General features: G+C 43.6%; 21 protein-coding genes. 5 read left to right on the top strand and 16 right to left on the bottom strand.

Annotated elements, in window-relative coordinates:
• Window positions 1-54: 54 nt before the first annotated feature.
• From BSZ04_RS16445 to BSZ04_RS16395, 11 genes are all read right to left on the bottom strand, one after another.
• Window positions 55-1,452, bottom strand: coding sequence for an O-antigen ligase family protein (locus BSZ04_RS16445; RefSeq protein WP_162531068.1), 1,398 nt, complete (start codon window positions 1,450-1,452; stop codon window positions 55-57).
• Window positions 1,449-2,879, bottom strand: a complete 1,431-nt coding sequence (locus tag BSZ04_RS16440) for a lipopolysaccharide biosynthesis protein (RefSeq protein WP_088880865.1) — start codon at window positions 2,877-2,879, stop codon at window positions 1,449-1,451. The genes BSZ04_RS16445 and BSZ04_RS16440 overlap by 4 nt, the downstream gene beginning before the upstream one ends.
• Complete coding sequence (locus BSZ04_RS16435) at window positions 2,872-4,038, bottom strand: glycosyltransferase family 4 protein (RefSeq protein WP_088880864.1); 1,167 nt, start codon at window positions 4,036-4,038, stop codon at window positions 2,872-2,874. Before BSZ04_RS16435 ends, BSZ04_RS16440 begins: the two co-directional genes overlap by 8 nt.
• A gap of 12 nt (window positions 4,039-4,050) precedes the next feature.
• The gene (locus BSZ04_RS16430) at window positions 4,051-5,235 is read right to left on the bottom strand and encodes a glycosyltransferase (RefSeq protein WP_088880863.1); all 1,185 of its coding nucleotides are present in this window, start codon (window positions 5,233-5,235) and stop codon (window positions 4,051-4,053) included.
• Window positions 5,236-5,430: 195 nt separating this feature from the next.
• Window positions 5,431-6,477, bottom strand: a complete 1,047-nt coding sequence (locus tag BSZ04_RS16425) for a glycosyltransferase family 4 protein (RefSeq protein ID WP_088880862.1) — start codon at window positions 6,475-6,477, stop codon at window positions 5,431-5,433.
• Window positions 6,458-7,963, bottom strand: a complete 1,506-nt coding sequence (locus BSZ04_RS16420; RefSeq protein WP_088880861.1) for a sigma-54-dependent transcriptional regulator — start codon at window positions 7,961-7,963, stop codon at window positions 6,458-6,460. The genes BSZ04_RS16425 and BSZ04_RS16420 overlap by 20 nt, the downstream gene beginning before the upstream one ends.
• 145 nt (window positions 7,964-8,108) lie before the next feature.
• Window positions 8,109-8,486, bottom strand: a complete 378-nt coding sequence (locus tag BSZ04_RS16415) for an Hpt domain-containing protein (RefSeq protein WP_071235406.1) — start codon at window positions 8,484-8,486, stop codon at window positions 8,109-8,111.
• A 13-nt stretch (window positions 8,487-8,499) separates the two neighbouring features.
• Window positions 8,500-9,180, bottom strand: coding sequence for a P-loop NTPase family protein (locus tag BSZ04_RS16410; RefSeq protein WP_088880860.1), 681 nt, complete (start codon window positions 9,178-9,180; stop codon window positions 8,500-8,502).
• Window positions 9,180-11,258, bottom strand: a complete 2,079-nt coding sequence (locus BSZ04_RS16405; RefSeq protein WP_420186073.1) for an SLBB domain-containing protein — start codon at window positions 11,256-11,258, stop codon at window positions 9,180-9,182. Before BSZ04_RS16405 ends, BSZ04_RS16410 begins: the two co-directional genes overlap by 1 nt.
• 23 nt (window positions 11,259-11,281) lie before the next feature.
• Complete coding sequence (locus BSZ04_RS16400; protein WP_071235403.1) at window positions 11,282-12,115, bottom strand: OmpA family protein; 834 nt, start codon at window positions 12,113-12,115, stop codon at window positions 11,282-11,284.
• A gap of 33 nt (window positions 12,116-12,148) precedes the next feature.
• The gene (locus BSZ04_RS16395) at window positions 12,149-12,466 is read right to left on the bottom strand and encodes an STAS domain-containing protein (protein ID WP_010448144.1); all 318 of its coding nucleotides are present in this window, start codon (window positions 12,464-12,466) and stop codon (window positions 12,149-12,151) included.
• 381 nt (window positions 12,467-12,847) lie between these two features.
• Here BSZ04_RS16395 and BSZ04_RS16390 point away from each other — a divergent pair, with 381 nt between their 5' ends.
• Window positions 12,848-13,684 carry a DNA ligase gene (locus BSZ04_RS16390; protein ID WP_162531067.1) on the top strand — a complete coding sequence of 279 codons (837 nt, stop codon included), beginning with the start codon at window positions 12,848-12,850 and terminating at the stop codon, window positions 13,682-13,684.
• Between the two features lie 2 nt (window positions 13,685-13,686).
• Here BSZ04_RS16390 and BSZ04_RS16385 read toward each other — a convergent pair whose 3' ends face one another.
• Together BSZ04_RS16385 and BSZ04_RS16380 are read right to left on the bottom strand one after the other, a co-directional pair.
• Window positions 13,687-14,700: a DUF3080 domain-containing protein gene (locus tag BSZ04_RS16385; RefSeq protein ID WP_088880858.1), complete on the bottom strand. Its 1,014-nt coding sequence runs from the start codon at window positions 14,698-14,700 to the stop codon at window positions 13,687-13,689.
• Window positions 14,701-14,799: 99 nt separating this feature from the next.
• A complete protein-coding gene (locus BSZ04_RS16380; protein WP_088880857.1) occupies window positions 14,800-16,170 on the bottom strand; it encodes an MATE family efflux transporter in 1,371 nt (456 codons plus the stop codon).
• Between the two features lie 281 nt (window positions 16,171-16,451).
• Here BSZ04_RS16380 and BSZ04_RS16375 point away from each other — a divergent pair, with 281 nt between their 5' ends.
• Window positions 16,452-17,063: a riboflavin synthase subunit alpha gene (locus BSZ04_RS16375; protein ID WP_088880856.1), complete on the top strand. Its 612-nt coding sequence runs from the start codon at window positions 16,452-16,454 to the stop codon at window positions 17,061-17,063.
• A gap of 93 nt (window positions 17,064-17,156) precedes the next feature.
• Here BSZ04_RS16375 and BSZ04_RS16370 read toward each other — a convergent pair whose 3' ends face one another.
• A complete protein-coding gene (locus tag BSZ04_RS16370; protein WP_010448133.1) occupies window positions 17,157-17,351 on the bottom strand; it encodes a CPXCG motif-containing cysteine-rich protein in 195 nt (64 codons plus the stop codon).
• Window positions 17,352-17,616: 265 nt separating this feature from the next.
• On the bottom strand, window positions 17,617-18,483 hold the full coding sequence (locus BSZ04_RS16365; protein ID WP_010448131.1) for a fructosamine kinase family protein: 867 nt from the start codon (window positions 18,481-18,483) through the stop codon (window positions 17,617-17,619).
• A 224-nt stretch (window positions 18,484-18,707) separates the two neighbouring features.
• Between BSZ04_RS16365 and BSZ04_RS16360 the strand changes: the two genes are divergently transcribed.
• The 3 genes from BSZ04_RS16360 to BSZ04_RS16350 all read left to right on the top strand — a co-directional run bounded on the left by BSZ04_RS16360 (window position 18,708) and on the right by BSZ04_RS16350 (window position 21,124).
• On the top strand, window positions 18,708-19,679 hold the full coding sequence (locus tag BSZ04_RS16360) for a response regulator (RefSeq protein WP_010448129.1): 972 nt from the start codon (window positions 18,708-18,710) through the stop codon (window positions 19,677-19,679).
• Window positions 19,679-20,653, top strand: coding sequence for a GGDEF domain-containing protein (locus tag BSZ04_RS16355; protein WP_038884166.1), 975 nt, complete (start codon window positions 19,679-19,681; stop codon window positions 20,651-20,653). The genes BSZ04_RS16360 and BSZ04_RS16355 overlap by 1 nt, the downstream gene beginning before the upstream one ends.
• A 126-nt stretch (window positions 20,654-20,779) precedes the next feature.
• The gene (locus BSZ04_RS16350) at window positions 20,780-21,124 is read left to right on the top strand and encodes a DUF3802 family protein (protein WP_010448125.1); all 345 of its coding nucleotides are present in this window, start codon (window positions 20,780-20,782) and stop codon (window positions 21,122-21,124) included.
• Window positions 21,125-21,160: 36 nt separating this feature from the next.
• Here the strand turns inward: BSZ04_RS16350 and BSZ04_RS16345 are convergent, their stop codons facing one another.
• Complete coding sequence (locus BSZ04_RS16345; protein ID WP_088880855.1) at window positions 21,161-21,640, bottom strand: NlpC/P60 family protein; 480 nt, start codon at window positions 21,638-21,640, stop codon at window positions 21,161-21,163.
• Window positions 21,641-21,761 lie beyond the last annotated feature (121 nt).

Here is a 21,761-nt window from a genome sequence, read left to right as displayed (position 1 = left end):
TGCAATCTAAGGAATCTGTTTCATAGTTCGTGCCAGAGTGTTAGATGTTTAAAATCAATAACTTAAGCTAGCGCTGCTTGATTTGTTGTGGTTATTCTCATTTTGAAAGTCACTTTGCGCGATTCTGTTTATCGCAACCGTAAGTGCTGCCAGTATATAGATTGGCCACGTAAAGCCTTGGGTTAAAAAAGTACCTGATACGATAGTGCCAATCAGGCCGCCAAACACGGCGTTAGCCCCAATGACAAGTGCTGAAGGCGAGTGTTCGCCTAGCAACCTAATCGACTGTCGAGACGTGCGGCATAAAGAGACGATAAGTGCGATAAATACAAATAGGCCAACAAAGCCCGTTTCGGCCAATACTCCGAACCAAGTAGAGTGGACTGCGTGGTTGATGCCATCCCAATGAGGGCTGTAGAAGAAGTAGTTGTAATAGAAGTTGTCGAGACCTACACCAGTAATAGGGTTGTGCATCGCCATCTTAAATGCCGCTTCCCATGCGTAGAGTCGGCCCATGGCTGAGGCGTCTATTCCTGCTTCCGCCGCTCCGCCCGATGCTCTTCCAGAAATGCCAGCTACCGCGTACAGAACGAGCGCACCAACCAAACCAAGGGTGATAACCAGAGTTTTGCTTTTTATATGTTTGAATGCGAAATAACCAAATACTGATAGTGAACCTAAGAGTCCCCCTCGGCTTTGAGTTTCAATAATTGAAGCAAATAAGACAATACAGACGAAGAGAGCGAATCCTCTCAAGAGCCAATGTGAACGAACGTCTACCACTTGAGCAACAGCAAAAGCTAGAGGGAACATAAGAACGAGCGCGAGGTCGTTTGGGTCGCCAAGCACTGAACCAAAGCTGCGCCCTATGGAGACTCGAGTTCCTTCAACAAGGTCGATACCATTGGATGCATTAGACAGGGCAACATACCCGATGAGCAAGCCAGCGGTGATGATAGAAAATGATATTTTTGCAAGTTGCTTGGGCGTGTTAATGAGCCAAGTGATGGCAAGCGTCATTAGGATTATTTTCCAATAAACCGTTTTAAACTCAGTAATAGCGATACCGCGGTTAGATGCGAAAACAATTCCTATGGTGGTAAGAAGCCAAAAAATGGCTAACCACTTTAGCGATGGGTGCCAATATGGCTGTATGGAGCGACTCAATATAATGTGAAAGCACAAAGCCCCCAATGCGCCTAAAGAAAGTAGCAAAGGTATTTTGAAGTTATAGATTGTAGGGAATGCTTCATGGATTCTGAAGAAAGAGAAAATAACGAAAAGCGTAACGAGCCAAAAGGTTTGGCTTAAAGCAAACAAGGCCACTAAAGGGAATACACAAAGCGCTACAATCATCACTGGGTGAGGGAGCAGCCACCAAGCACCTGCCGCAGCGAAGCAAAAAAACGCTGCGATGGTAATGTGCCTACCATTGCTGCTATGGGTATTCATTGTAAAGACCTAGATAGTTGGATATGCCACTTCTGTACTTGATCATTAACGGCTTTACGTTGCTTTTTCGTCATATATTTTTTGGCGATTAAGAAGTAAACACAGCACATTACGATGCAGCATAGCATTGCGATAAAGGTTGAAGGGCTGGAGTGCACGAGTACCAGTCCGATACCGGAGAGTAAGTGCATCACAACCAACAAGTTGATATTAAACCTCATTTTTATACAGCTCTTACCAACAAAGAGCGTCATTACGAGTTTTGCCATTTGAGCAATGTAGAGCGCGATGAATACCCCCCAGATCCCAATGTTGTTTAGGCTGAAAAGTAGTAGTACAGCAAGACTAGCGGAACAAGCATTAATTAGAAGTAGCTTATTGGTGTGCTTTTTATAGAGGATTGGGAGGTTCAGGAGTTCGTACCATTCTTTAAGCATTGCGATTGGTAGTAGGAACAGAGTGTATAAAAAGGCATCGTGATAAGTTTCTGGCAGCAACGTATGTATGATGATATAGGCTAAAGTCGCAACCAAAGTTGTTAATGCTGCAATGTAGACGACGCCTAGGTGGGTTATTCGTATGGCTGTATTTGCATTACCTTCCTCAAGGAACGCAAAGCGTCGAGGCATCCACCACATACCAAAAGGCTGGACCAATATGCACATCCCTAAAGCAAATTTGGCAGCGATAGCGTATACGCCCAAGGTTTCTAAAGAAGCATTGGCACCGATAAACCAACGCTCAGCGCCATTTAAGCAAAAGGCCATTAGACCCGCGAGCATGATTGGCGTGCTGTAACGGAGAAACGTGTATATTTGTTCTTTGCTCGGAAAAGCGAAGTGATAACGATTAATGAGGTGGAGCCAAACAAACTGAATTGAGGAAGCCACTAGGCCGCCCAATAGCACCGATAATACAGAAGGTGAGGCGTTCAATGCTGTAATGATGAAAATAACTTGAAGCAGGGTGGTTGATACCATCATGGTAAACAAGGTTTTCGCTTTATCGTCCTTCATCCTCAACCACGCAGTACCGATACCAATACTGCCCTCAAGGCTGATACACAAAATGATAACGATAAGCTCAAGCAACATAAACTCGGTTGGCAGGGGAGCAAGGGAGAGCATTGCAAACAGAGCCAGTGCAGTAATAAACGATATGCTAACGGTTAACGTGTAGATGTTGTTTCTTAGTTTTAATTGTACGTTTGTTCGTTTTTCTGTTCCGACAAATCGAAAGAGAGCTTCGTTTAGCGCAAAGCAAACAACCAAAGCAACGACAACGTTAAAAGAAGTAAGTAACTCCAATTTCCCCATCTGTGCAGGTGCTAAGAAATGAGGGATCACAGGCAGCATTAATAAGCTAATGCTTTTATTAATAATCAGCGCCAAAGCGAAGTAAGACATGTTGATCATAGCCTTAGACATGATGGGCCCCCTTAGCAGGACGCTTATGCTTTGGCTTTGAGGTAAGGTCATCACTTCCATTGCTTAATGTACGAAGAATTGATTCATAACATCGATTGGCTTTATAGAGTTGGGCTAGATTCAATGCCTCCATACTCATGGTCACCTTTTGCCAAGGTGATTCATTGAGCAAACGTATTGCGTTGTGAAGTGATTTCGGGCAATTGGGAGTGTATTTAATGCAGTTTTTTCCATGAATAAGTACTCGATCCCAATAACTGTCGTCACTAGGAATAACCACGCACATTCCAGCGGCTAATGCTTCAAGGATTGAGAGGCCAAATGGTTCGTTAATGCTGGTGGAAACAAATATTCCACAAGAAGCTCTAAGCTCATCGAGGTTGCTAGGAGAGTTCACCCACTGGATGTTACTCGCTTCAAAATCAGGTGTGGATGTATCTAATTCACTTTGCGGCTCTATGTAGCATATTAGGGTGTCTATGTAGTTATCTTTGTCTAGACGACTCGCTTCAACCAGAAGATCGACGTTTTTCCATTTGAGCAAACTTGCCGCCCAGAAGACGCGTTGAGACAGAGGATTCGCCGGGCTTGACCAACGCTGTTCAGACAGACCATTAATAAAGATTTCGGCATTAAAGCTCATCCAGACTTTTCTTGTCTCCATAGCGGAGGTTTTTAGATATTTTTCCAAAGCGAGAAGAATGGAAGACTTTGTACTCGCGAGATAATAAATCTTTGCGGCTTTTGTAAGGCAATACCCTGTAGAACGGGCGGCAGCCACTGGGCCATGAATCATTTGAACGATCGGTTTACTGATGATTAAGCGCAGCAAATACAATGGCATATCATTGCTAGGGCAAGACAGTCCCATATAACTATGAAACTTGGGTTGTCGAATAGCGATAAGCAAAAGCTGTAGAGTGTAAAAGCAGCACATCAACCAATAACCAAGGCCATAAGATTTTTGTATTGGAGAGATTTTTAGTGGCAATAACCTGATATTGGAATTCACCTTTAAGTGGGCTTCCCAATGTTGAACATGAGTAGAGGCAATATAACCAGTGATGTTTTTATTTTCGCAAAGAGCCAAAATTTCTGAGTTGGCGACTTTTGAACCACCATTCATAGGTATCGAGTCAAACATTAATACGCGCTGCATTACTCACCCCCGCTAGTTCAGGTTTAACCATCGTGTGATGGGTTTTACCCCTTGTGAAAGAGGGATTCGTGTCGGTTCCCGACCACTAAGTTCTTCTAGGTAGATAGATTCAATCGCTTGTACCGAAGTGGCTACGGATAGATTGTTTTCTGCATGATTACGAGCGTTGAGCGATAACCTTTCGCGTAATGAAGCGTCAGTCATCATCTGCTGAATGGCATTTAGTAGGCTGGCCATACCGGAACTCTGATATAAGAGCGCATTGTGATTGTGTTTAAACAGCTCCGGGATACCACCAACCATAGGGGCAATAATAGGCAGTTCAGCAAGAGCAGCCTCACCAAGCGCTAGGCCAAAAGCTTCTTCATATGCACCACTAATAAATGCATCTACATTACCAGTAAGCCATTCGGCAACGTTGTCCTGTTCACCAACAAAATGAATGCGCTCATCAACACCTAGGCTTTTTGACAGTCGTTCTAAGTGCTCTTTTTCTTCTCCGTCACCGACAATGACCAAGTGTGGGTTTTGTTGGTGATAGTTGTGTAAACGCATGGCATGAATGAGTCGATCAAACCCTTTACGTTGAATTAGAGAGCCGACAGACAAAAAGGTAAACGCGCTGGTGGGTATGCCTAAATCGCGCTTCACATCTTTCGATAGAGATTTCTGTGTTAAAGAAACGCCGTTATGTACGACACGCATTTGTTGTTTTGGGTAGCCATCTTCTAGCAGTTGCAAACTCACATTTTCACTAACGCAGATTAATTTAGGGGAGAGGTGCAACCCTAAAGAAAAGCGATCTCTAAGCGTGTAGTGGCAGTGTAGTTGTGTTACGAGTGGGATCTCTGCCATGCGTGCAGCCCAGCACATCCATTGACAAGGTCCGCCGCTATTTACGTGTACAAGGTCAATGGAGTGCTCTTCTATCAAATTTATTCCTTGTTTAATGAGCGTGTTCCATCCACTTACGTCCCAGCGGGGCATATTCCATCCACCAACCATATGAAACTCAGAAACCGTATTCTGAATACCTAACTGGCTGCATTTTTTCGCTAACGGCAAGCAATTAGTCCAAACGATTGGCTCAAATTTCGAACGATCTAGTCCTTTGAGTAGATCAAGCAACACGACCTCGCTACCTCGAAGCCAGTTGTCGCCGTAATGTACATATAGAATTCGTTTGATGTTGTTCATAATCACCTCGAATAGCCAATCTGTTATGTGTCAACAGTTGCAACCGAGATGCCAAAATATGCCATTAGTTTATATGTATGATTTTGTTTGGTTTATTGGTTTGTGGTGAGCAAGGGAGGGGATGCATTCTCAAAATGAGATTCGAAATGAGGATTCTATCTCGAACAAAATTTAACCGCGAAAGTTCAACAGACCCTAATAGTATGGGACGAGTTTAGGAATCACACTCTCGGTGGAAAAGTTATTGGATATGGTCTCTATTGCTTTCTGTCGGACTTGCGTTTTTTGTGCTTCAGGTAACGTAGCCCAAAGAGACAGTTTGTCTGAGAGAGCTCGAACATCCTTTGCTAGAAAACCATTACTGCCATCGACTATAAGCTCTGGCAGCCGACCTACAGAAAAACTCAACACCACAATCCCTCGGGCCATGGCTTCAAGAGCTGCCATTGGCAAGCCTTCGTAGCGTGAAGATATGACGAGCAAGTCGATATTTGACCAAACCTTGTCCATGTTTTTCTGGTGGCCATAAAAGGTAATGTTGTTTGGTGCATCAAGTTCCAGCTGAGCTCGGTCCGGCCCATCACCATAAATAGAGAAGTTTGTATTTGGGTTGAGCTTTGCTAGTTGTATGAAATTATCAGCCCCTTTTTCATGGCTTAAACGCCCAACAAAGGCGATTTGCTGATAGTTAGGTATATTTCGCGGTAGGGACACAAAGTTATTTAGCAATATCGATGAGCAGGGTAGTTTACGCTGAATTTCTTTGCTCACTGCAAAGCGAGAGTTTGAAACAAAGCCAGTATAGCGATCAACAAAATCATACAGCCATACCTTACCTGTTGGTGATTCTCCTGCATGAAAAGTTGATATCAGTTTGGGAAAGGTACGAGACAGAATTTTAGCGACTCTTGCGACAAGCGCAGCTTTGTAGCCGTGGGTATGGATAACGTCTGGCTTGTGCTGCATTACAGCGGACGATAACTGCTGAAAGAGGCGCTTTTTCTGCCCGTTGGAAGATAATTGGTCTAAGTAGGCACACTCAATATGCTCATTAGACAGCTTTTGATGAAGAATCGAATGTGTATCGTAGCGGTTAGTAAAAATCACCAAAGGTCTATAGCCAAACAGTTTCAACCCTTTAGCCAATTCAAGTATGTGGCTTTCTATTCCACCAAAGATCCGGCTATCAATTAGCAGCCAGATCTTTTTACTTGCGGGTTTCTTACTCAATTTTGGCCTCATCTGCTTCCCACGCTTGTTTCTTGCGGTATACCGTTGATGGACTTAGCTCCAGCATTACAGCGGCATTGAGAACATTGCCATCACAGAAGTTAATGGCGTTTTGAATTGCTTCTCGCTCGACTTCCCACATTGGGCGAATGCTGCCATCGTCATTAAAATATGGGGTATTGTTTGAGTGAGTACGCGCGATAGGTTCATCGATATAAGATGGGCGTGTTTCGATGTTTTCTAGGTCGGAACTCGGTGTGACCTGCTGTACATGGTTTACTGAATCGCGACCAAAATTAGCGCTTGTTGTGTCTGTTTGAGCTCTCTTTTTAGCGGTTAACTGTGAAGGTAAGTGGGATAGGGAAACTTGCTCTTCATTATTCAAAACAACAATGTTGCGAATGATGTTTTGTAGTTGTCGCACATTGCCCGGCCACGCGTACGCTTTGAAAAGAGTTTGAACCTCTTTACTTAACGATTTGAATTTCTTCTTGTCTTGTTTTGCGTAAGTGTTCAAGAAGTGAGTGGCAAGTGTGACTATGTCACTTCCTCTCTCGGATAATGGTGGCATATCGATAGGCACAACATGTACACGATAATACAAATCTTCACGAAATCGTCCTTGTTCCACTTCTTCTAGAGGATCTCGGTTTGTTGCACAGATAATGCGCACGTCTACCTTCATTTCTCTGCTAGCACCTAGTGGTGTGTAGGTTCCTGTTTGTAAGAAGCGCAGGAGCTTTTTTTGCATTTCTAGCTCCATTTCGCATAGTTCATCCAGAAACAATGTACCACCATGTGCCAGTGTGGCCGCTCCTTTTCGGTCTGTGGTTGCTCCGGTGAATGCTCCTTTGACATGACCAAATATCTCACTCTCCATGAGGTCTCGCGGAATAGCACCACAGTTGATAGCAATGAAAGGCTTATCACGACGATCACTTTGACGGTGGATAGCTTCTGCACAAACTTCTTTACCCGTGCCGCTCTCTCCGACAATGAACACACTGGCTGTAGTAGGGGCTACCGCATCGATTGTTTTGTAAACAGCCTGCATTGGTAGGCTAGAACCGATAAAGCCGTGATAGTTATGTCGATCGAAAGTTGCTTGGATGTTTTCAACTAAATGTTCGAGCTTCGCCCGCTTGAGGTGCAATGAGACGGATGTTTTGAGGCGATCGGCGTTGATGGGCTTCTCTAAAAAGTCTTCCGCTCCCTTTTGAATCAGATTGACCGCTAAATTTACGCTGCCATGAGCCGTTGCAATAATTACCGAGGTTTGAATATTGTTCTCGTTAATCCAATCCAAGACGTCTTCACCAGACATATCGGGCAACTTAATGTCCAGAATGACAAGTTGAGGTTTAGTTCGTTCAATAAACTGTTTAGCCTCTCTGCCTGTTTCAACATGGAAAATATCATAAGGCTCATCTTTAACATATTGTTTATACAAGATAGCAAGAGAGGTTGAATCCTCTACCAATAAAACCTTTGGTCTCATAATCCTTCCCCAACGTTATTCCATCATCGTTATCATTTTTGTTTTAATCTTTCTTAACATAAGTATTAGCATATGTTGTATCGGATGGAAGATATTACTTTATTTTTTAATGAATTAAGTGATCAAACGCAGTGATTGATGACAACTAAAAACCCATGTTTTTTCTATCAACTAACGCAGAAAAAGAGCGCTGGGCGAGTGTTGGCAGTTCGTCACATTTGGCTATAGCTTGTTGGTTGTCACCGTCTAAGCATAGCTTTTCTATGTCTCGAGCTAAGCGTGAGAGAGCTCGATTACCTAATGCCAGGGCAGAGCTTCCTAGTGTATGTACCTCAAATTCAAGCTGCTCTAAGTTGTGTGTCAGAACCGCTTGTTCAATGTTTGCAAGTCGTTGTTGTGATTCATCAATATAGTGCTCGATGAGCATTGGAATAATGTCTGCACTCGTATCCTTTATCATTTGTTGCAGTATCGTTTCGTCAACGAGTTCATCTTTCGATAGTCGTTCGGTCGCTTCCTTCATCGCCTTACCCCTTTCACAGTTCTAATAATTCACTTTTATGTACTGATTCTATCCAGTTTTGTCGCCAACGGATGGGAATGAATCGCAATTTTTCAATTTGTCTTTGTATCTCTTCCTTGAGGCTAGGTGAGTGTTTCATGTTTAAAACAGAACCAATCAGGTGTGCACCGCTTGAATCAAGAAGTGATTTAGCTTGCTCTAGCTGTCTTGTTGTCGTTTGGCCAAAACAAGTGACTAGTATCGTTGCGTCACAAGTTGATGCGACCATGTGGGCTGGGACGTTGCTTTTATTTAGACTTAGCAGTGGTGAAGTATCGAACACAATTTTGTCATAACGTGATAACCAATCTTTGATGTCACTAGATAGATATTTAGGGTCTCGGAAGTTGAGTTGCTTCGTTGCCTGTTCGGGGGCAGTCACTCCAACAAATGCTTGGTGGCTAGACGTATGGCCGATCAGCTGTCCAACCTCGTCGTCCAGCTTATACAAAGCTTCAAATGCAGGTTTGTGAAGGTTGAAATCCACATATAAAGTGCGTTGGCCAGATAAGATAAATCGCTCAGCAAGTGAGGCTGCAACAGAGGTTACCCCGTCTTCACTTTGACAAGCACTGATACAAACTGAACGGTATCCATTAAGTTCACATTGTAAATAAAGCTGCTCTATTTCAGCATGCGTTGCTGGTATCGTCATTAGAGGGCTCCTATCAAGACAATGGTGGTTGTGATTTGGAGGATATCGCGTAAACCTGCGCGCGCTTTTTCTGCAAAACTCTCATCTTTGTGTGGGATATAAATGGTGTCACCGGCTCGGATAACTGGTAAGTCATAGATGTTGGCAGTTTTACTAAAATCGACCAAGTTAAATGTTCTCGCCTGACCTTGGCAGCAAGACATATTGACCACGCTTATTTTCTCTAAATAGGCGCTGTCTGTCGGGCCTCCCGCCTCAGCAAGTAAATCCAGAATGGTCATATTGTCATTAAATACATATCGACCAGGGTCGCGGACTTCGCCAAGGACTCGAACGGTAGATTCTTTAGAACGATCTAACCAGTTTTTATCTTTCTCTGGAATGTAGATAGTGTCGCCAGGGCGAACGTTCGGCAAAATAGATTCATCGCCAGTTTCAAAATACAGAGACAGATTCAGCTTACTCACTTTGGCATAGCCTAGCCCGCGGTGAGTGACGCGAATGTTGTGAATGTCTGCGTTTTGTGTAGGGCCATCGGCAGCGGACAAAATATCAAGAAAGTGCATTTCATGCGTGAATCGATAGCGGCCTGGTGAGTTTATTTGTCCAAAAACATATATCGAGGCGTCTGAACTTTGGCGCACCCATTGCGATTTGTTATCTGAAGGGTCATCAGGGAGTTCGTGAACGCGGACGATCGAGCCAGCGAAAATCGCGGGAAGCCTTGATCTTGGAGAACCATCAAGGATGTATTTATCTAAATTGAACTTGGTCATTTTCCCATTATTTGCCACTTCAATTTCAGTGGTGTCTGCACGGCGCGTAGGTCCCCCCACATGCGCAAGCAAATCGATGAGGTCCATTTCATCTGACCATTCTATTCGTCCGGGACGAACCACTTCGCCCATGACTGCCACGGCGCGGTCAGGTGACACCTTGAGCCAAGACTTTTCGTTCATATCTGTTTTCTCAGGAACGAAGATGGCATCTCCAGCTTGAATCTTAGGAGGTGGCTGGTTACTTAGGCCTTCGGTATGAGCCGTTAAGTCAAACTTCAATACTTGACCACTTGCTTTTATGACCCGAATTTGACGAGATTCCGCGTAGCGTGTTGGACCACCTGCATTGGCTAAGATGTCCATAAAGCTTGCGCCTTTTTTACCTTCATAGGCTCCGGGTTTATCGACTTCTCCCATTATGTACACCACATTGGCACCTGCTTTAATTTCCTCTTCTTGCTTAGGAACAAAAATAGTGGCGCCCGGTTCAATAGCTGGTAGTAACTTGGTATCACCAGAATCTAAATAATTCTTCAGATTAAAGAGGATAGGGGTGTTATTTGTGATGACTCGTATTTGCTCGACACTGGCATAACGGGTGACCCCGCCAGCGCGCATAATGATGTCCACCAATGAAGAGCCAGGTTTATAAGTAAAAGACCCAGGTGCGTTGACTTCTCCAAACACTTTAATTGCTTTCGCTGAGTCCGCACTATCCCCGGAGTTTGCTAATTTTGCAGCATCAAACTCTTGCTCAATGTTCCCAACCAAAGGTGAAGCCGGCACGAAAAGAACATCAAGAGACTCCAACGTAGGTAACTGACTTTCATCACCGGTATCTAAAAATCGTTTGTAGTCAAACTCGATGTTGTTGTTACCACGTTTGACAATCATTTTATCGAGTTGCGCGCCTGAACGCAGGTCGCCAGCCTCATACAAGAACATCTGTATATTTGAACCCGTTGGGAGCGTGTACTCTCCGGGTTTGTTTACATAGCCTTGCACAGAGATGAGTAATTGTTGCTGCTTAATAAACACTCGTGCGCTGCTCACTTCTCGGTATACGGTGTTCAGATTTTCAATGATGACGGCCTGCAGTTGTTGCTCTGTGTAACCAGCCACAAAGACTGGACCAATTTCAGGGAGCTCTATTCGGCCACGCTTATCAACCTGAAACCCTCTATTCAACGTTGCTTCGCCGGGGAGGTTAATTTGCACCAAATCGCCGACTTTAACTGTGCTCGAGTCGTTACTTGCTAGCGAACTTGAAGGGATAGCACTAAAGACGATGGAGAACATGATCAGGAGTATGCGCATGATATTCATAATGTGCCTCCGTGAGTTGTCTCTGCAATAACTTCAATGCTCACTCGTCGGTTGGTCAATTTAACGCCTGGGGTTTGACCTTCATAGAGCGGTAACTCTTCTCCCAAAGATTTGGTTTCAACTCGATCGGGAGATATGCCAAAGACAGTTAGATATCGCTTTACTTGCTCTGCTCTGTCCTTAGCCAGTTTTTGGTTGTAATCTGAGTCGCCGGAAGCATCTGCATGACCTGTAACGACGAGAGTTAGGTCATTATGGTCACGTAGCAAATAAGCGGCTTCTGCCAAGTGCCCCATGTATTTAGGATTAATTTCTGCTGAGTCGATGGCAAATTGGTTATCAATATTTAGTAATTGATAAATACTCGCCACGACATCGAGATCTTGTCGAAGTGCGTCAATATCCTGAGGGGGAGTGCATTTTGTCTGGGTTAGTACGTAATCGAGTTGTTGTTCGAGTTGGTTGAGTCGCCGTCTTTGTATAACAAGATCATTTGCAGCATCCAGCAACAGTCCACCTTCTAACTCGCGAGCAATGCGGTTTTGCTTCTCGAGGGCCTGAACGACGGCAGCAGGGAAACACCACCGTGCGCCTTCTTGGATTAATGCATCAAGGTGTAGCTTGCTAAGCTGCCAATCAAAACGTAATCCATGTTCTGGGCCAAGTGGCTCGTCTGGCATTACCGGTGAGAACTGGTAGTTTTCAATGGATATATCTTGATAGCTTTCAGCAAGACCGCCGTTACCATGTTCGGGGTAGCCAAGAGAGGAACACCCAACGATGCCCACCAACAAACTGCAAACGAATCCTTGTTGCACAGTATTTAGCATGCCAACCTCCGTTTATCACGGTTATTTTTTGTTTTAAAGTTTTGAATTAACAGGTATTGCGTGGTCAATACGCAGCAAACACATGATCTCTAGTGGTTGTCCTGCTACGTTCTCGATACGCATACTTCTGTTGCGTTCAACTAAGCGCTTATACAAGTAAACAATGGCACCAATACCAGAAGAATCAAGAAATTGGACGTTTTCTAAGTTCACTTCAACTTCCGGATGATTGTCCGAGTGAATTACATCGTCAATTTGACTTTGCGCCTCGCGACAACCTTTGGCATCTAGGTCACCATAAATTTCCAATGTAAGTTGGGTGTGGCTCGTTTCGATTTTTTTTAGTTCCATTGTGATATCTCCTTCGTTGTAATTCTTGTGTTGCACTTAATGTGCCAAATAATTTATTCAATAAATACAATTGGTTATGTATTTTTGATGTGCTCGGTTGGTAGTGGCTGGTGTTGACTCTCAAATTGAGAATCAAAACGGAGTTAGCAATGAAATAGCCACATTGAGAAACTGAGTCACCAAAATGAGAATTAAATTGACGGCACTTTTAGAGTTGGGGAGTTGCGCAATATGAAGTGCTTTGAAGAATCATGTAACTAAGGTGACGATGAGCATCAGTATTGTTGCACTCTCTCGGATATATTTTGGTTGCCCATGTAGATCGGTTTATTGATGGGTTTTAATGATGCTTATGAGAGGGTAAAACGGTCGTTGCTTATTATGAGAATGAATTTAATTGCTTTGGCAGTAATTGCTACGATTAGTGCTACTGCAGAGTCTTCTGAGACACCTTTTGTCCCCCTTGCTGAAACGTACCACCAAGATATCGATATCGCGGAATATTGGTACAGTGAGAAACTTGATGGCATCAGGGCGTATTGGACAGGTAGACAGTTTGTTACTCGAAACGGGAATACTATTCACGCACCGGAATGGTTTAAGAAAGACTTACCTCCGTTTCCTCTTGATGGGGAACTGTGGGCTGGACGAGGTAACTTTAATATTGTTCAGCAAACGGTTTTAGATAAAACACCCAATGATGCGTCGTGGAGGGGCATCGATTTTATGGTGTTTGATATTCCTGAAGCGGCTGGTGATTACCAAAAGCGATACTATAACCTTCAAAGTATTGTCTTACAGCTAGATGCTGACCACGTGAAGTACATTGAGCACAGGCCGATAAAAAGTGAGAAACAACTTTTTAAGCAGCTCGATAACATTGCGCACTCTAAGGGTGAGGGTGTGATGTTGCGAAAGGTATCTAGCCGATATCAAGCTGGGCGTGGTAGTGACCTACTTAAGCTTAAACGTTACGAAGATGCAGAAGGTGTAGTTATTGGTTATAAACCAGGAACGGGAAGACTGCTTGGAATGATGGGGGCGATTTTAATACAGACATCAGAAGGAAAGCAGTTTTACATTGGCAGCGGATTTACCGATGAGGATAGAAAATCACCACCTAAATTAGGTGCAACCATTACTTATCGTTTTAATGGCTATACGCACAATGGCGTCCCTAAATTTGCTCGTTATTTACGTGAGCGACTAAAGGAATAATATCAGCGCGCTACTTTGACACCACAACGCCCAAACAGCTCTTTCCAAAAATGCACATGTTCTAATGCTTTTTTTCGGAACTGGTTGTGTGCCGATTCGATGCCGTAACTCTTCCCGTGCGCAGCCATTCTTTGTTCGACTAATCGGACTCCAACACTTAACTGCTGATAAGTACTATCAACGAACGCCATATAAGGTTGAACTTCGGCTACATAGATGGATTGGAATACGTTTCTCAAATAGCGAAACTGAGTTGTATCACGGTTAGCGCCACAAATGATCTTGTCTTGGTTTTCTTCAAGCATTTGTGTGGTTTGTTCTAGCCAATGGGTCGCATCAACCAAGGTGTAATAGAGTCGTCCAACAATACGTGTTTTTTCGAGCTCTTCTTGATAGTTCACTATGGTAATGTCGGGTAAGCGAGAAAGGGTGCGATAGGGTGTCTGGTACATTTCATCTAGAGCAAGGAAAGCATCTCGCACATGGGCAATTTGGTCTTTGCTTTCTAATGGTAACCATTCAGAACCTGTTAGCTGTTTGCGCATGGCGTCGCTAGTAAGCAGCATATTGTCGAGATGTACTGTTAGGTGGTGCCACTTCTGATCGTACAAGCCACTGAGCTTTGTTATTTCCTCATCGCTTAATGGGTAATCACTCAAGCACCCATTTAATGTTCTAAGCAGACTGGTTTGATAGTCGAAATCGTAAAAAGCGTCTTGAACTTTTCCCAGTTGTGAGTTCTTTTCTGCCAACAAGTTAAAAAGACCACATTGACGCAGTTGGTAGCTTTCTAGTAAGCCAAGTGACAGGCGAGGGAGCTCTTGAAACAACTCTCGTTTGTCGGGAATGGTGACGGCATGTGAAGTTTCGAGTTCGGATTCCGATACCTCCAAAACATTTGCTAGGCGCTGATTGTATTTTTCGAATACAGCCTTCTCCGGGTTAAACCATTCGGTGCACCCACTGAGCAGAGTAGTCGAGAGTAAAAGTGCCGAAGCGATAAGCGAAGTTCTCACAGCATTTCCTTTTTTATCACTTAGATAAGTATACCGCTCAACAAATGAGAGAGATCAAAAAAGCCAGCGAGTGCTGGCTTTAATTTATTTAGAGTCGAACTATTGCTGAGAGAAGTTCAACTGCACATCTGGTTCTTGGTGATGCATCCAACGGAGGCGAATACCCAATAGAAACGCAGCAGATGAAAGGCCAATAATAAAGCCTAGCCAAAAACCTTGTGCGCCCATTGGCTCTACAATCCAATCTGTGCGACCAAGTACATAACCGATTGGCAAACCAAGTAACCAGTACGCAATGAAGGTACGGTTGAAGATAGCACGCATATCTTTGTAGCCGCGTAGTGCACCTGCCGCAATAACTTGAACCGCGTCTGTACATTGGTAGATTGCAGCAAACAGCAACAACACCATCGCAAGCTCAATTACTTCTGGGTTGTTGGTATAAAGCAACGCAATTTGCTCTCGGAACAGCACGGTTAAGATTGCCGTCATTACTGCGAGTGCAAGACCAACCATCACACCGACACGAGAAGCGACACGTGCACCGTCTACGTTCTCTTCGCCTAAGCGATGGCCAACACGAATACTCACCGCTGCACCTACACTCATTGGTAGCATGAACACCAGTGAAGAGAAGTTAATCGCAACTTGGTGAGCCGCGACAATGATTGAGCCCAACGGAGAAACCAAAAGCGCCACCACTGCAAACAACGTCACTTCAAAGAACAACGCCGCTGCGACAGGGAAGCCCAGTTTGAACAAACGAACTTGCGCCTTGAGTTGAGGTTTGTGGAACTCACCAAATAGATTAATGCTCTTTAGGCGCGCTGAGGTTGTCACGTAAAGCAGCAATAAGCCAAACATTACCCAGTACACGATTGCTGTTGCAACGCCACAACCAACCCCGCCTAAAGCAGGAGCTCCGAATTTACCGTAAACGAAAATCCAGTTAAGAGGGATATTCAGCATCAAGCCAATAAAGCCAATCACCATTGCTGGTTTTGTAAGGGACATCCCATCAGTAAAGCTGCGCAAGGTTTGGAATAGCAAAAAGGCTGGCACAGCGAAGATCACGGCATGGATGTAACCTACTGTCTTCTCAGTCATCGCGGTTTCGACATCCATAAGCCCAAGAATGAACTGAGTTTGGAACAATACGCCGATGATAGGAATACTGATAAGCAGGGCCAGTACGATACCTTGCTGGATCTCAAATGGGATGTTAACGCGTCGACCAGAACCATTTAGTTGAGCGACTACTGGCACAAGTGCCATCAATAGGCCTACACCAAATAGAATTGATGGAAGCCAAATACTTGCAGCCACAGATACGGCAGCCATATCGGTAGCGCTGACGCCACCTGCCATCACGGTATCCACAAAGCCCATCCCCGTTTGCGCGACAGAAGCGATCAACACAGGGGTTGCTAATTTAATAAGGCTCGATGCTTCTTCTTTATAGCGATGCACGAAATACTCCAGAGCGGAACAATAAGTTGTAAAAGAAATTGTTTGAAAAGATATAGAGCGCTCGAGGACAAAAGATGTGATGAACTGATCTGATGGTTGATTTTAGTCACTATAAGGTGAAAAAATGCCTCGGAGGAACTCCGCGCAGATGATAAACAATTGTATGCTCAGATACCATACCCACAAGATGTGGAATTTTGGTTAATTGATAGACGATTGTAAAAATCGTCTTGGAACGTTTGTCTTGGCTATCAGTCGCTTCTAACAAATAGGTAAAAAGAATGTTTACAGGAATCGTTCAAGGTACGGCTAAAGTCGTTCAAATCGACAAGAAAGATCGTTTTCAAACTCATGTTGTGGAGCTTGAAGGAGATTTAAATGAAGGTCTAGAGATTGGCGCGTCTGTCGCGCACAACGGTTGCTGCCTCACCGTAACCAAAATAGAAGGGACCCAGATCAGCTTTGACTTAATGCAGGCGACGCTAGCGTTGACCAATCTTGGTGAGTTGGCAGAGGGCGATAGCGTGAATATTGAACGCGCCGCCAAGTTTGGTGATGAGATTGGTGGCCACAGTATGTCGGGGCACATCAGCTTGATGGCTGAAATTTCGGAAGTGATTGATACGCCAAATAACCGTACGATTTGGTTTACGCTGCCACAAGATTCTATGAAATATGTGCTAGCGAAAGGCTACATTGGCTTGGATGGGTGTTCGCTGACGATTGGTGAAGTCGAAGACAACCGTTTCTCTGTTCACTTAATTCCAGAGACATTAGAAAGAACATTGTTCGGTCGTCGCCAAGTCGGTGAAAACATCAACGTAGAGTTCGACCCGCAAACGCAAGCGATTGTTGACACAGTAGAGCGCGTACTAGCAGCGAAGCAGCTTTAGTCTGCTTGCAATAGCCAACTCACTTCAACAACGAAAATAATAAAGGAGCACTTAAGGCTCCTTTTCTTATTTCTATTGGGGGGGGATGAGTTTCTACTCGTAGTTGTCATCGATGAATAATTCGACTTTCTGCTCGAGCTCATCAACCTTCATGTTGAGGTGGATGGCATGGCAGCAAGCCGGACAGTCATCATAAAACTCTTGGTTACCGTTACTTGCATCGAGAGTGATGCCAATTGAGTGCCCGCAGTGGGGGCATTTTACATGTCTTTCTGTGTAATTTTGCATACAAAAACTCCTAGTATTGCAGGGCTTTTAATACTTTGTGTTAGAGAAAATACAGCCCTTGTTTACTCGCTTTTCTCTTTGAGTCAGAGATACAACGTAAGCCGAGTTACTAAGAATATTAGGTGTTCTTGTTGCTAATTGAGTCGAAATAAGTGGAAAAGTTGACCCCAAACTCACGGTTGAGCTTGGGGGGATTATATGGTGGTGATATGCGTCGAAAATTTACAATATGAAATGATTTACATGCTAAATATGCAACGAATGTTCAATATGAGACGATCTTATTTATTAGCACTTGAGCTTGTTCTAAATAATGTCCGCCAAATAAGTTGCAATGATTAAGTATATGATAAAGATTATAAATGTCTTTTCGTTCGCTATAGCCGAGTGGTAGAGGGGAGACAGACTCATAACCTTGATAAAATTCGGGTGTAAAGCCACCAAATAATTCAGTCATCGCGATGTCACACTCTCTATCACCCCAATAACTTGCCGGATCGTAGCAGATTGGACCAAAAGGGGTGAGGGCAGCATTGCCATTCCACAAATCGCCATGGAGAAGTGAAGGCTCAGGTGAATGGTTGGCTAAGAGGCGTTTTACCACGTCAATAAAATCATCTATATCGACTAGCTCAATGCCTTTTTCTTTGAGTAATTGGAGTTGCCAGCCGATTCGTTGTTCAGCAAAGAAAGTGCACCATTTCTTGTGCCATTGGTTTGGTTGAAGGGTTGAACCAATGTAATTGTCGTTGTCAAAACCAAATTCTTTTTGTTCTCCCCACAAGTGTAACTGCGCTAATTGCTGGCCGAACTTAAAACTGTTTGATGAATCCTCAAGCGGTTTTGTAGGGAGGTAATTTAGGATGATGAATGAGTGCGTTTTGGTTGTTCCCACCAAAACTACTTCAGGCACAAAAACGGTGGAGGTTTCTCTGAGTAAGTGAAGACTCTCTGCTTCGAGCTCGAACTTAGTGAAGAAATTACGCTCGTTTATTTTTACGAAGTAACGTTGCTCACCATCGTTAATCATATAGCTTTCACTAATGTCGCCACCGGAAAGCCTGGTTTTTTCTGCGATTTGATATTCGAATAGTAAGGTGTCAGAAAGCTGTTGAGCTATTGCTTGCCACATAGAAAACTCCGCTAATCCACTTAACCTCCAATAGTTTAGATGAACTGGCGAAGGATTGACGGGTAATAGAGCAAACTTCGGCAACAAAATATGTTGGAAATGTTAATAAATTGCATAACTGTGAATCAAGTCTCTTATAAGTGACTGATTTACGTCACTACCATATGGCGGTGTCTCTATACAACGAGTATTATTCTTTTTTTGACTTTAGTTCCATAGGTGATATGAAAATACTCATATGTGACGACTCGGCAGTAGCACGAAAGTTGGTTATTCGTTCTATTTTGCAAGAGCCATCGCTGCAATTGCTCGAAGCTCAGGATGGTTACGAGGCGCTTCAAATTATGATGGAACAAAACATAGACGTTTTGTTCTTAGATTTGACTATGCCAGTAATGGATGGCTTTGAACTACTCGAATCATTGCCAGTGAGTACCTATGAAACAAAAGTGGTCGTCATTTCTGGTGACGTACAGCAAGAAGCAAAGCATAGGTGTCTTGAGTTAGGCGCGCTTGATTTCGTGGAAAAACCGTTTTCTGAGCAAGAAATTGTGCCTTTGTTTACTCGTTTAGGGCTTCACTATGCGTTAATGAGCCCAGCAAGTACAAGTGAGCAAACAAAGTCAGCAACACTGTCTCCAATTGCAAAGTTCCGTGAAGTTGCCAATATCGCCTTAGGTAAAGGTGCAGCAATTATGGCTGACCACCTGAGTGAGTTTATACAATTGCCAGTTCCTCACGTCGGTCCATTGTCATACGGTGAGCTTCACATGACATTGGTGGATGTTTTGGGTAGAGAACGATCTGTGGCTGTCTCTCAGCGTTTCGTTGGTGGTGGTGTTCATGGTGAAGCGCTGGTTTGTTTGCGCGGTAAGGACATCAATCTCATTGGCGAAAAGTTAGGATATTTACTGGAGTTTACGCCGTCGAATGAAATTATCTTAAACATCGCAAACCTTTTGGTATCTTCTTTCCTCACCTCTTTGGGGAGCCAACTCGACAAACAATTCTCCTTACGCCAACCAGCCATTATTGACACTGTTTCCCCTTTCAAAGAAGAGAGCGAAGAGGCTGGCGAGCTCTTTACCATTGAATACACTTACATGGCTGAGTCCCTTGATTTTGAGTGTGAGGTCCTTTTCTTAATCGACAAGTCGTCTGTGGAAATCATATATGAAATCATGGAGCTAATTTGATGTCTGAGATTACGTTAGATATTGCTGACTTTCACTGGGTTACTCAAATTCTTGATACGATGGATTCAGGATTGGTGGTGATTGACCGAGAGTATAAGGTGTGTGTCTGGAATGGCTTTATGCAGTCATACAGTGGGGTATTGTCACAGAACATTTTGGGACGTTGTCTCTTTGACCATTTTGAAGACCTACCGAGAACCTGGTTAGAAACGAAAATCAAAACCGCAGCGGATCTAGAAACACGTTCTTTTTCTAGTTGGGAGAATCGACCTTATCTTTTCAAGTTTCAGAATTTCTCCCCTGTTTCTAACGGCAGTAATTACATGTATCAAGATATCGTAATAACACCGTTGCATTCGCTTTCCGGCGAGATAAATCATATCGCTATACAAGTTAATGATGTTTCTGAAACGGCACGTAACCGAATCCATTTAAAAGAGACGAACTTGCATCTTTCTGAAATCAGTAGAAAAGATGGGCTTACAGGGCTATTTAATCGAGCGTTTTGGGAACAAGCTTTTAAAGAAGAGTTCGCTAGACTTAAATGCATGGAAACCCCATGTTCTTTGGTTATTTTTGATATCGACCATTTTAAGAAAGTGAATGACACATACGGACACCATACGGGGGACGAGGTGATCCGTCGAACCGCTAACTTGCTGAAACGCACAGCGAGAGGGAGTGACATTTGTGGTCGCTTTGGTGGTGAGGAGTTTACAGTACTATTACCCAACACAAGTGAGGAGCAAGCAAAGTACTTTGCAGAGCGTTTGAGAAAGCGAATCGAGCAAGAAATCGTAAAAGTTGAAGAGTTTTTGATTAACTACACGATAAGTCTTGGCGTTTGCGAGTATAAATCTCAGTTTGATAGTCATACTCAATGGCTGAAGTCTGCCGATTCAGCACTATATCGTGCAAAAGAAGGCGGGCGAAACCAAACATGCAGTCAACAAGAAATGCATAAAATTGGTTGATATTCGTCCAGTTAATTGACTAATTTTGATATATATGAAATTAGTTAATGAAATTTTTTTGGCATGTCTTAGTATTGAAACTATTCGCTTTCCACAGTGAAAGCCAGCACCAAACGGAGAATAGAAGTGGTTGTAGAAACCGATGGATATCTGGCTCTAATTGAGCACTTGTCGCTAAACCTCGATATTTTTACTTCAGGAACCGGCGATACAGGTTCAGAAAGCATTGAAGATGTAGTAACCGACATGGTTGCCTCCAACATCATGGCGATCTTTGAACAGAACCCTGAGCTTCACTCAAGTGTTCGCTTTAAGCTTCTAAAAGAGGCTGACGCTGTAGTCGAAGACCTAAGCGAAGTGCTTGCGGGCGTTTGGCATAGAAAAGCGACAAACGAACAGATTACCTTCCTTGACGAATACATTGCCTTAGTTAAGAACCTATTTGATACCGCTGTCGCGACATACGATTAGTTTGGGTCGCTCTGAGCCCTTTTAATAGAAGAAGAGTTACAGGGTGACTCTTCTTACTTGCCAAAATTTAGATGACCAGTAGGGGTTATCTAACCTTGATATAATCACACCTTTGGATGTGGATGCGTGCATAAACTGCATATCTCCGAGGTAGATGCCTACGTGGTACGTTGTCCTCTTCGTCTTAAAGAAGACGAGATCGCCTTTTCTCGCATCTTGCCAATCCAGTTTTATACCTTGTTTTGATTGTTCCTTAGTTGTGCGAGGTAGTGTTAATTGGTATGCCTCAACAAAAGCTTTTTGCACAAAGGCGGAGCAATCAATACCATTTTTCTGATTTCCGCCATAGCGATATGGTGTGCCTTGCCATTCGACATAGAAGTCATTTAATGCCGGAGTATCGGAGAGCAACTGTGCCGAACTTAAGTGCTGGTTAGTTGTAGGGCTATTGCCTGGGCTAGATGAGCAGCCTACTAGTAATAGGCTGAATAATAACGAAAATTTTATATATCGCATCCTGTCTGCATTTAATCCTATTGTCTTATTAATGAAATCTTACCGTCATAAGCGCTCAATAAGATGGGCTAAAAATCACACTTAAGTCTCATTTTCGTGACAATCCAAGAGTGATGACTGA

This window comes from Vibrio rotiferianus (genome assembly GCF_002214395.1).
Classification (GTDB): Bacteria; Pseudomonadota; Gammaproteobacteria; order Enterobacterales; family Vibrionaceae; genus Vibrio; species Vibrio rotiferianus.
Note: the sequence above shows the minus strand (reverse complement) of the source record. Positions and strands in the feature narration are given on the sequence as shown.

What these genes read in the sequence shown, in the direction of transcription:
- BSZ04_RS16445 (WP_162531068.1), bottom strand. Translation starts at nt 1,452, where the DNA reads ATGAATACCCATAGCAGCAATGGTAGGCACATTACCATCGCAGCGTTT.
- BSZ04_RS16440 (WP_088880865.1), bottom strand. Translation starts at nt 2,879, where the DNA reads ATGTCTAAGGCTATGATCAACATGTCTTACTTCGCTTTGGCGCTGATT.
- BSZ04_RS16435 (WP_088880864.1), bottom strand. Translation starts at nt 4,038, where the DNA reads ATGCAGCGCGTATTAATGTTTGACTCGATACCTATGAATGGTGGTTCA.
- BSZ04_RS16430 (WP_088880863.1), bottom strand. Translation starts at nt 5,235, where the DNA reads ATGAACAACATCAAACGAATTCTATATGTACATTACGGCGACAACTGG.
- BSZ04_RS16425 (WP_088880862.1), bottom strand. Translation starts at nt 6,477, where the DNA reads ATGAGGCCAAAATTGAGTAAGAAACCCGCAAGTAAAAAGATCTGGCTG.
- BSZ04_RS16420 (WP_088880861.1), bottom strand. Translation starts at nt 7,963, where the DNA reads ATGAGACCAAAGGTTTTATTGGTAGAGGATTCAACCTCTCTTGCTATC.
- BSZ04_RS16415 (WP_071235406.1), bottom strand. Translation starts at nt 8,486, where the DNA reads ATGAAGGAAGCGACCGAACGACTATCGAAAGATGAACTCGTTGACGAA.
- BSZ04_RS16410 (WP_088880860.1), bottom strand. Translation starts at nt 9,180, where the DNA reads ATGACGATACCAGCAACGCATGCTGAAATAGAGCAGCTTTATTTACAA.
- BSZ04_RS16405 (WP_420186073.1), bottom strand. Translation starts at nt 11,258, where the DNA reads ATGTTCTCCATCGTCTTTAGTGCTATCCCTTCAAGTTCGCTAGCAAGT.
- BSZ04_RS16400 (WP_071235403.1), bottom strand. Translation starts at nt 12,115, where the DNA reads ATGCTAAATACTGTGCAACAAGGATTCGTTTGCAGTTTGTTGGTGGGC.
- BSZ04_RS16395 (WP_010448144.1), bottom strand. Translation starts at nt 12,466, where the DNA reads ATGGAACTAAAAAAAATCGAAACGAGCCACACCCAACTTACATTGGAA.
- BSZ04_RS16390 (WP_162531067.1), top strand. Translation starts at nt 12,848, where the DNA reads ATGAGAATGAATTTAATTGCTTTGGCAGTAATTGCTACGATTAGTGCT.
- BSZ04_RS16375 (WP_088880856.1), top strand. Translation starts at nt 16,452, where the DNA reads ATGTTTACAGGAATCGTTCAAGGTACGGCTAAAGTCGTTCAAATCGAC.
- BSZ04_RS16370 (WP_010448133.1), bottom strand. Translation starts at nt 17,351, where the DNA reads ATGCAAAATTACACAGAAAGACATGTAAAATGCCCCCACTGCGGGCAC.
- BSZ04_RS16365 (WP_010448131.1), bottom strand. Translation starts at nt 18,483, where the DNA reads ATGTGGCAAGCAATAGCTCAACAGCTTTCTGACACCTTACTATTCGAA.
- BSZ04_RS16360 (WP_010448129.1), top strand. Translation starts at nt 18,708, where the DNA reads ATGAAAATACTCATATGTGACGACTCGGCAGTAGCACGAAAGTTGGTT.
- BSZ04_RS16355 (WP_038884166.1), top strand. Translation starts at nt 19,679, where the DNA reads ATGTCTGAGATTACGTTAGATATTGCTGACTTTCACTGGGTTACTCAA.
- BSZ04_RS16345 (WP_088880855.1), bottom strand. Translation starts at nt 21,640, where the DNA reads ATGCGATATATAAAATTTTCGTTATTATTCAGCCTATTACTAGTAGGC.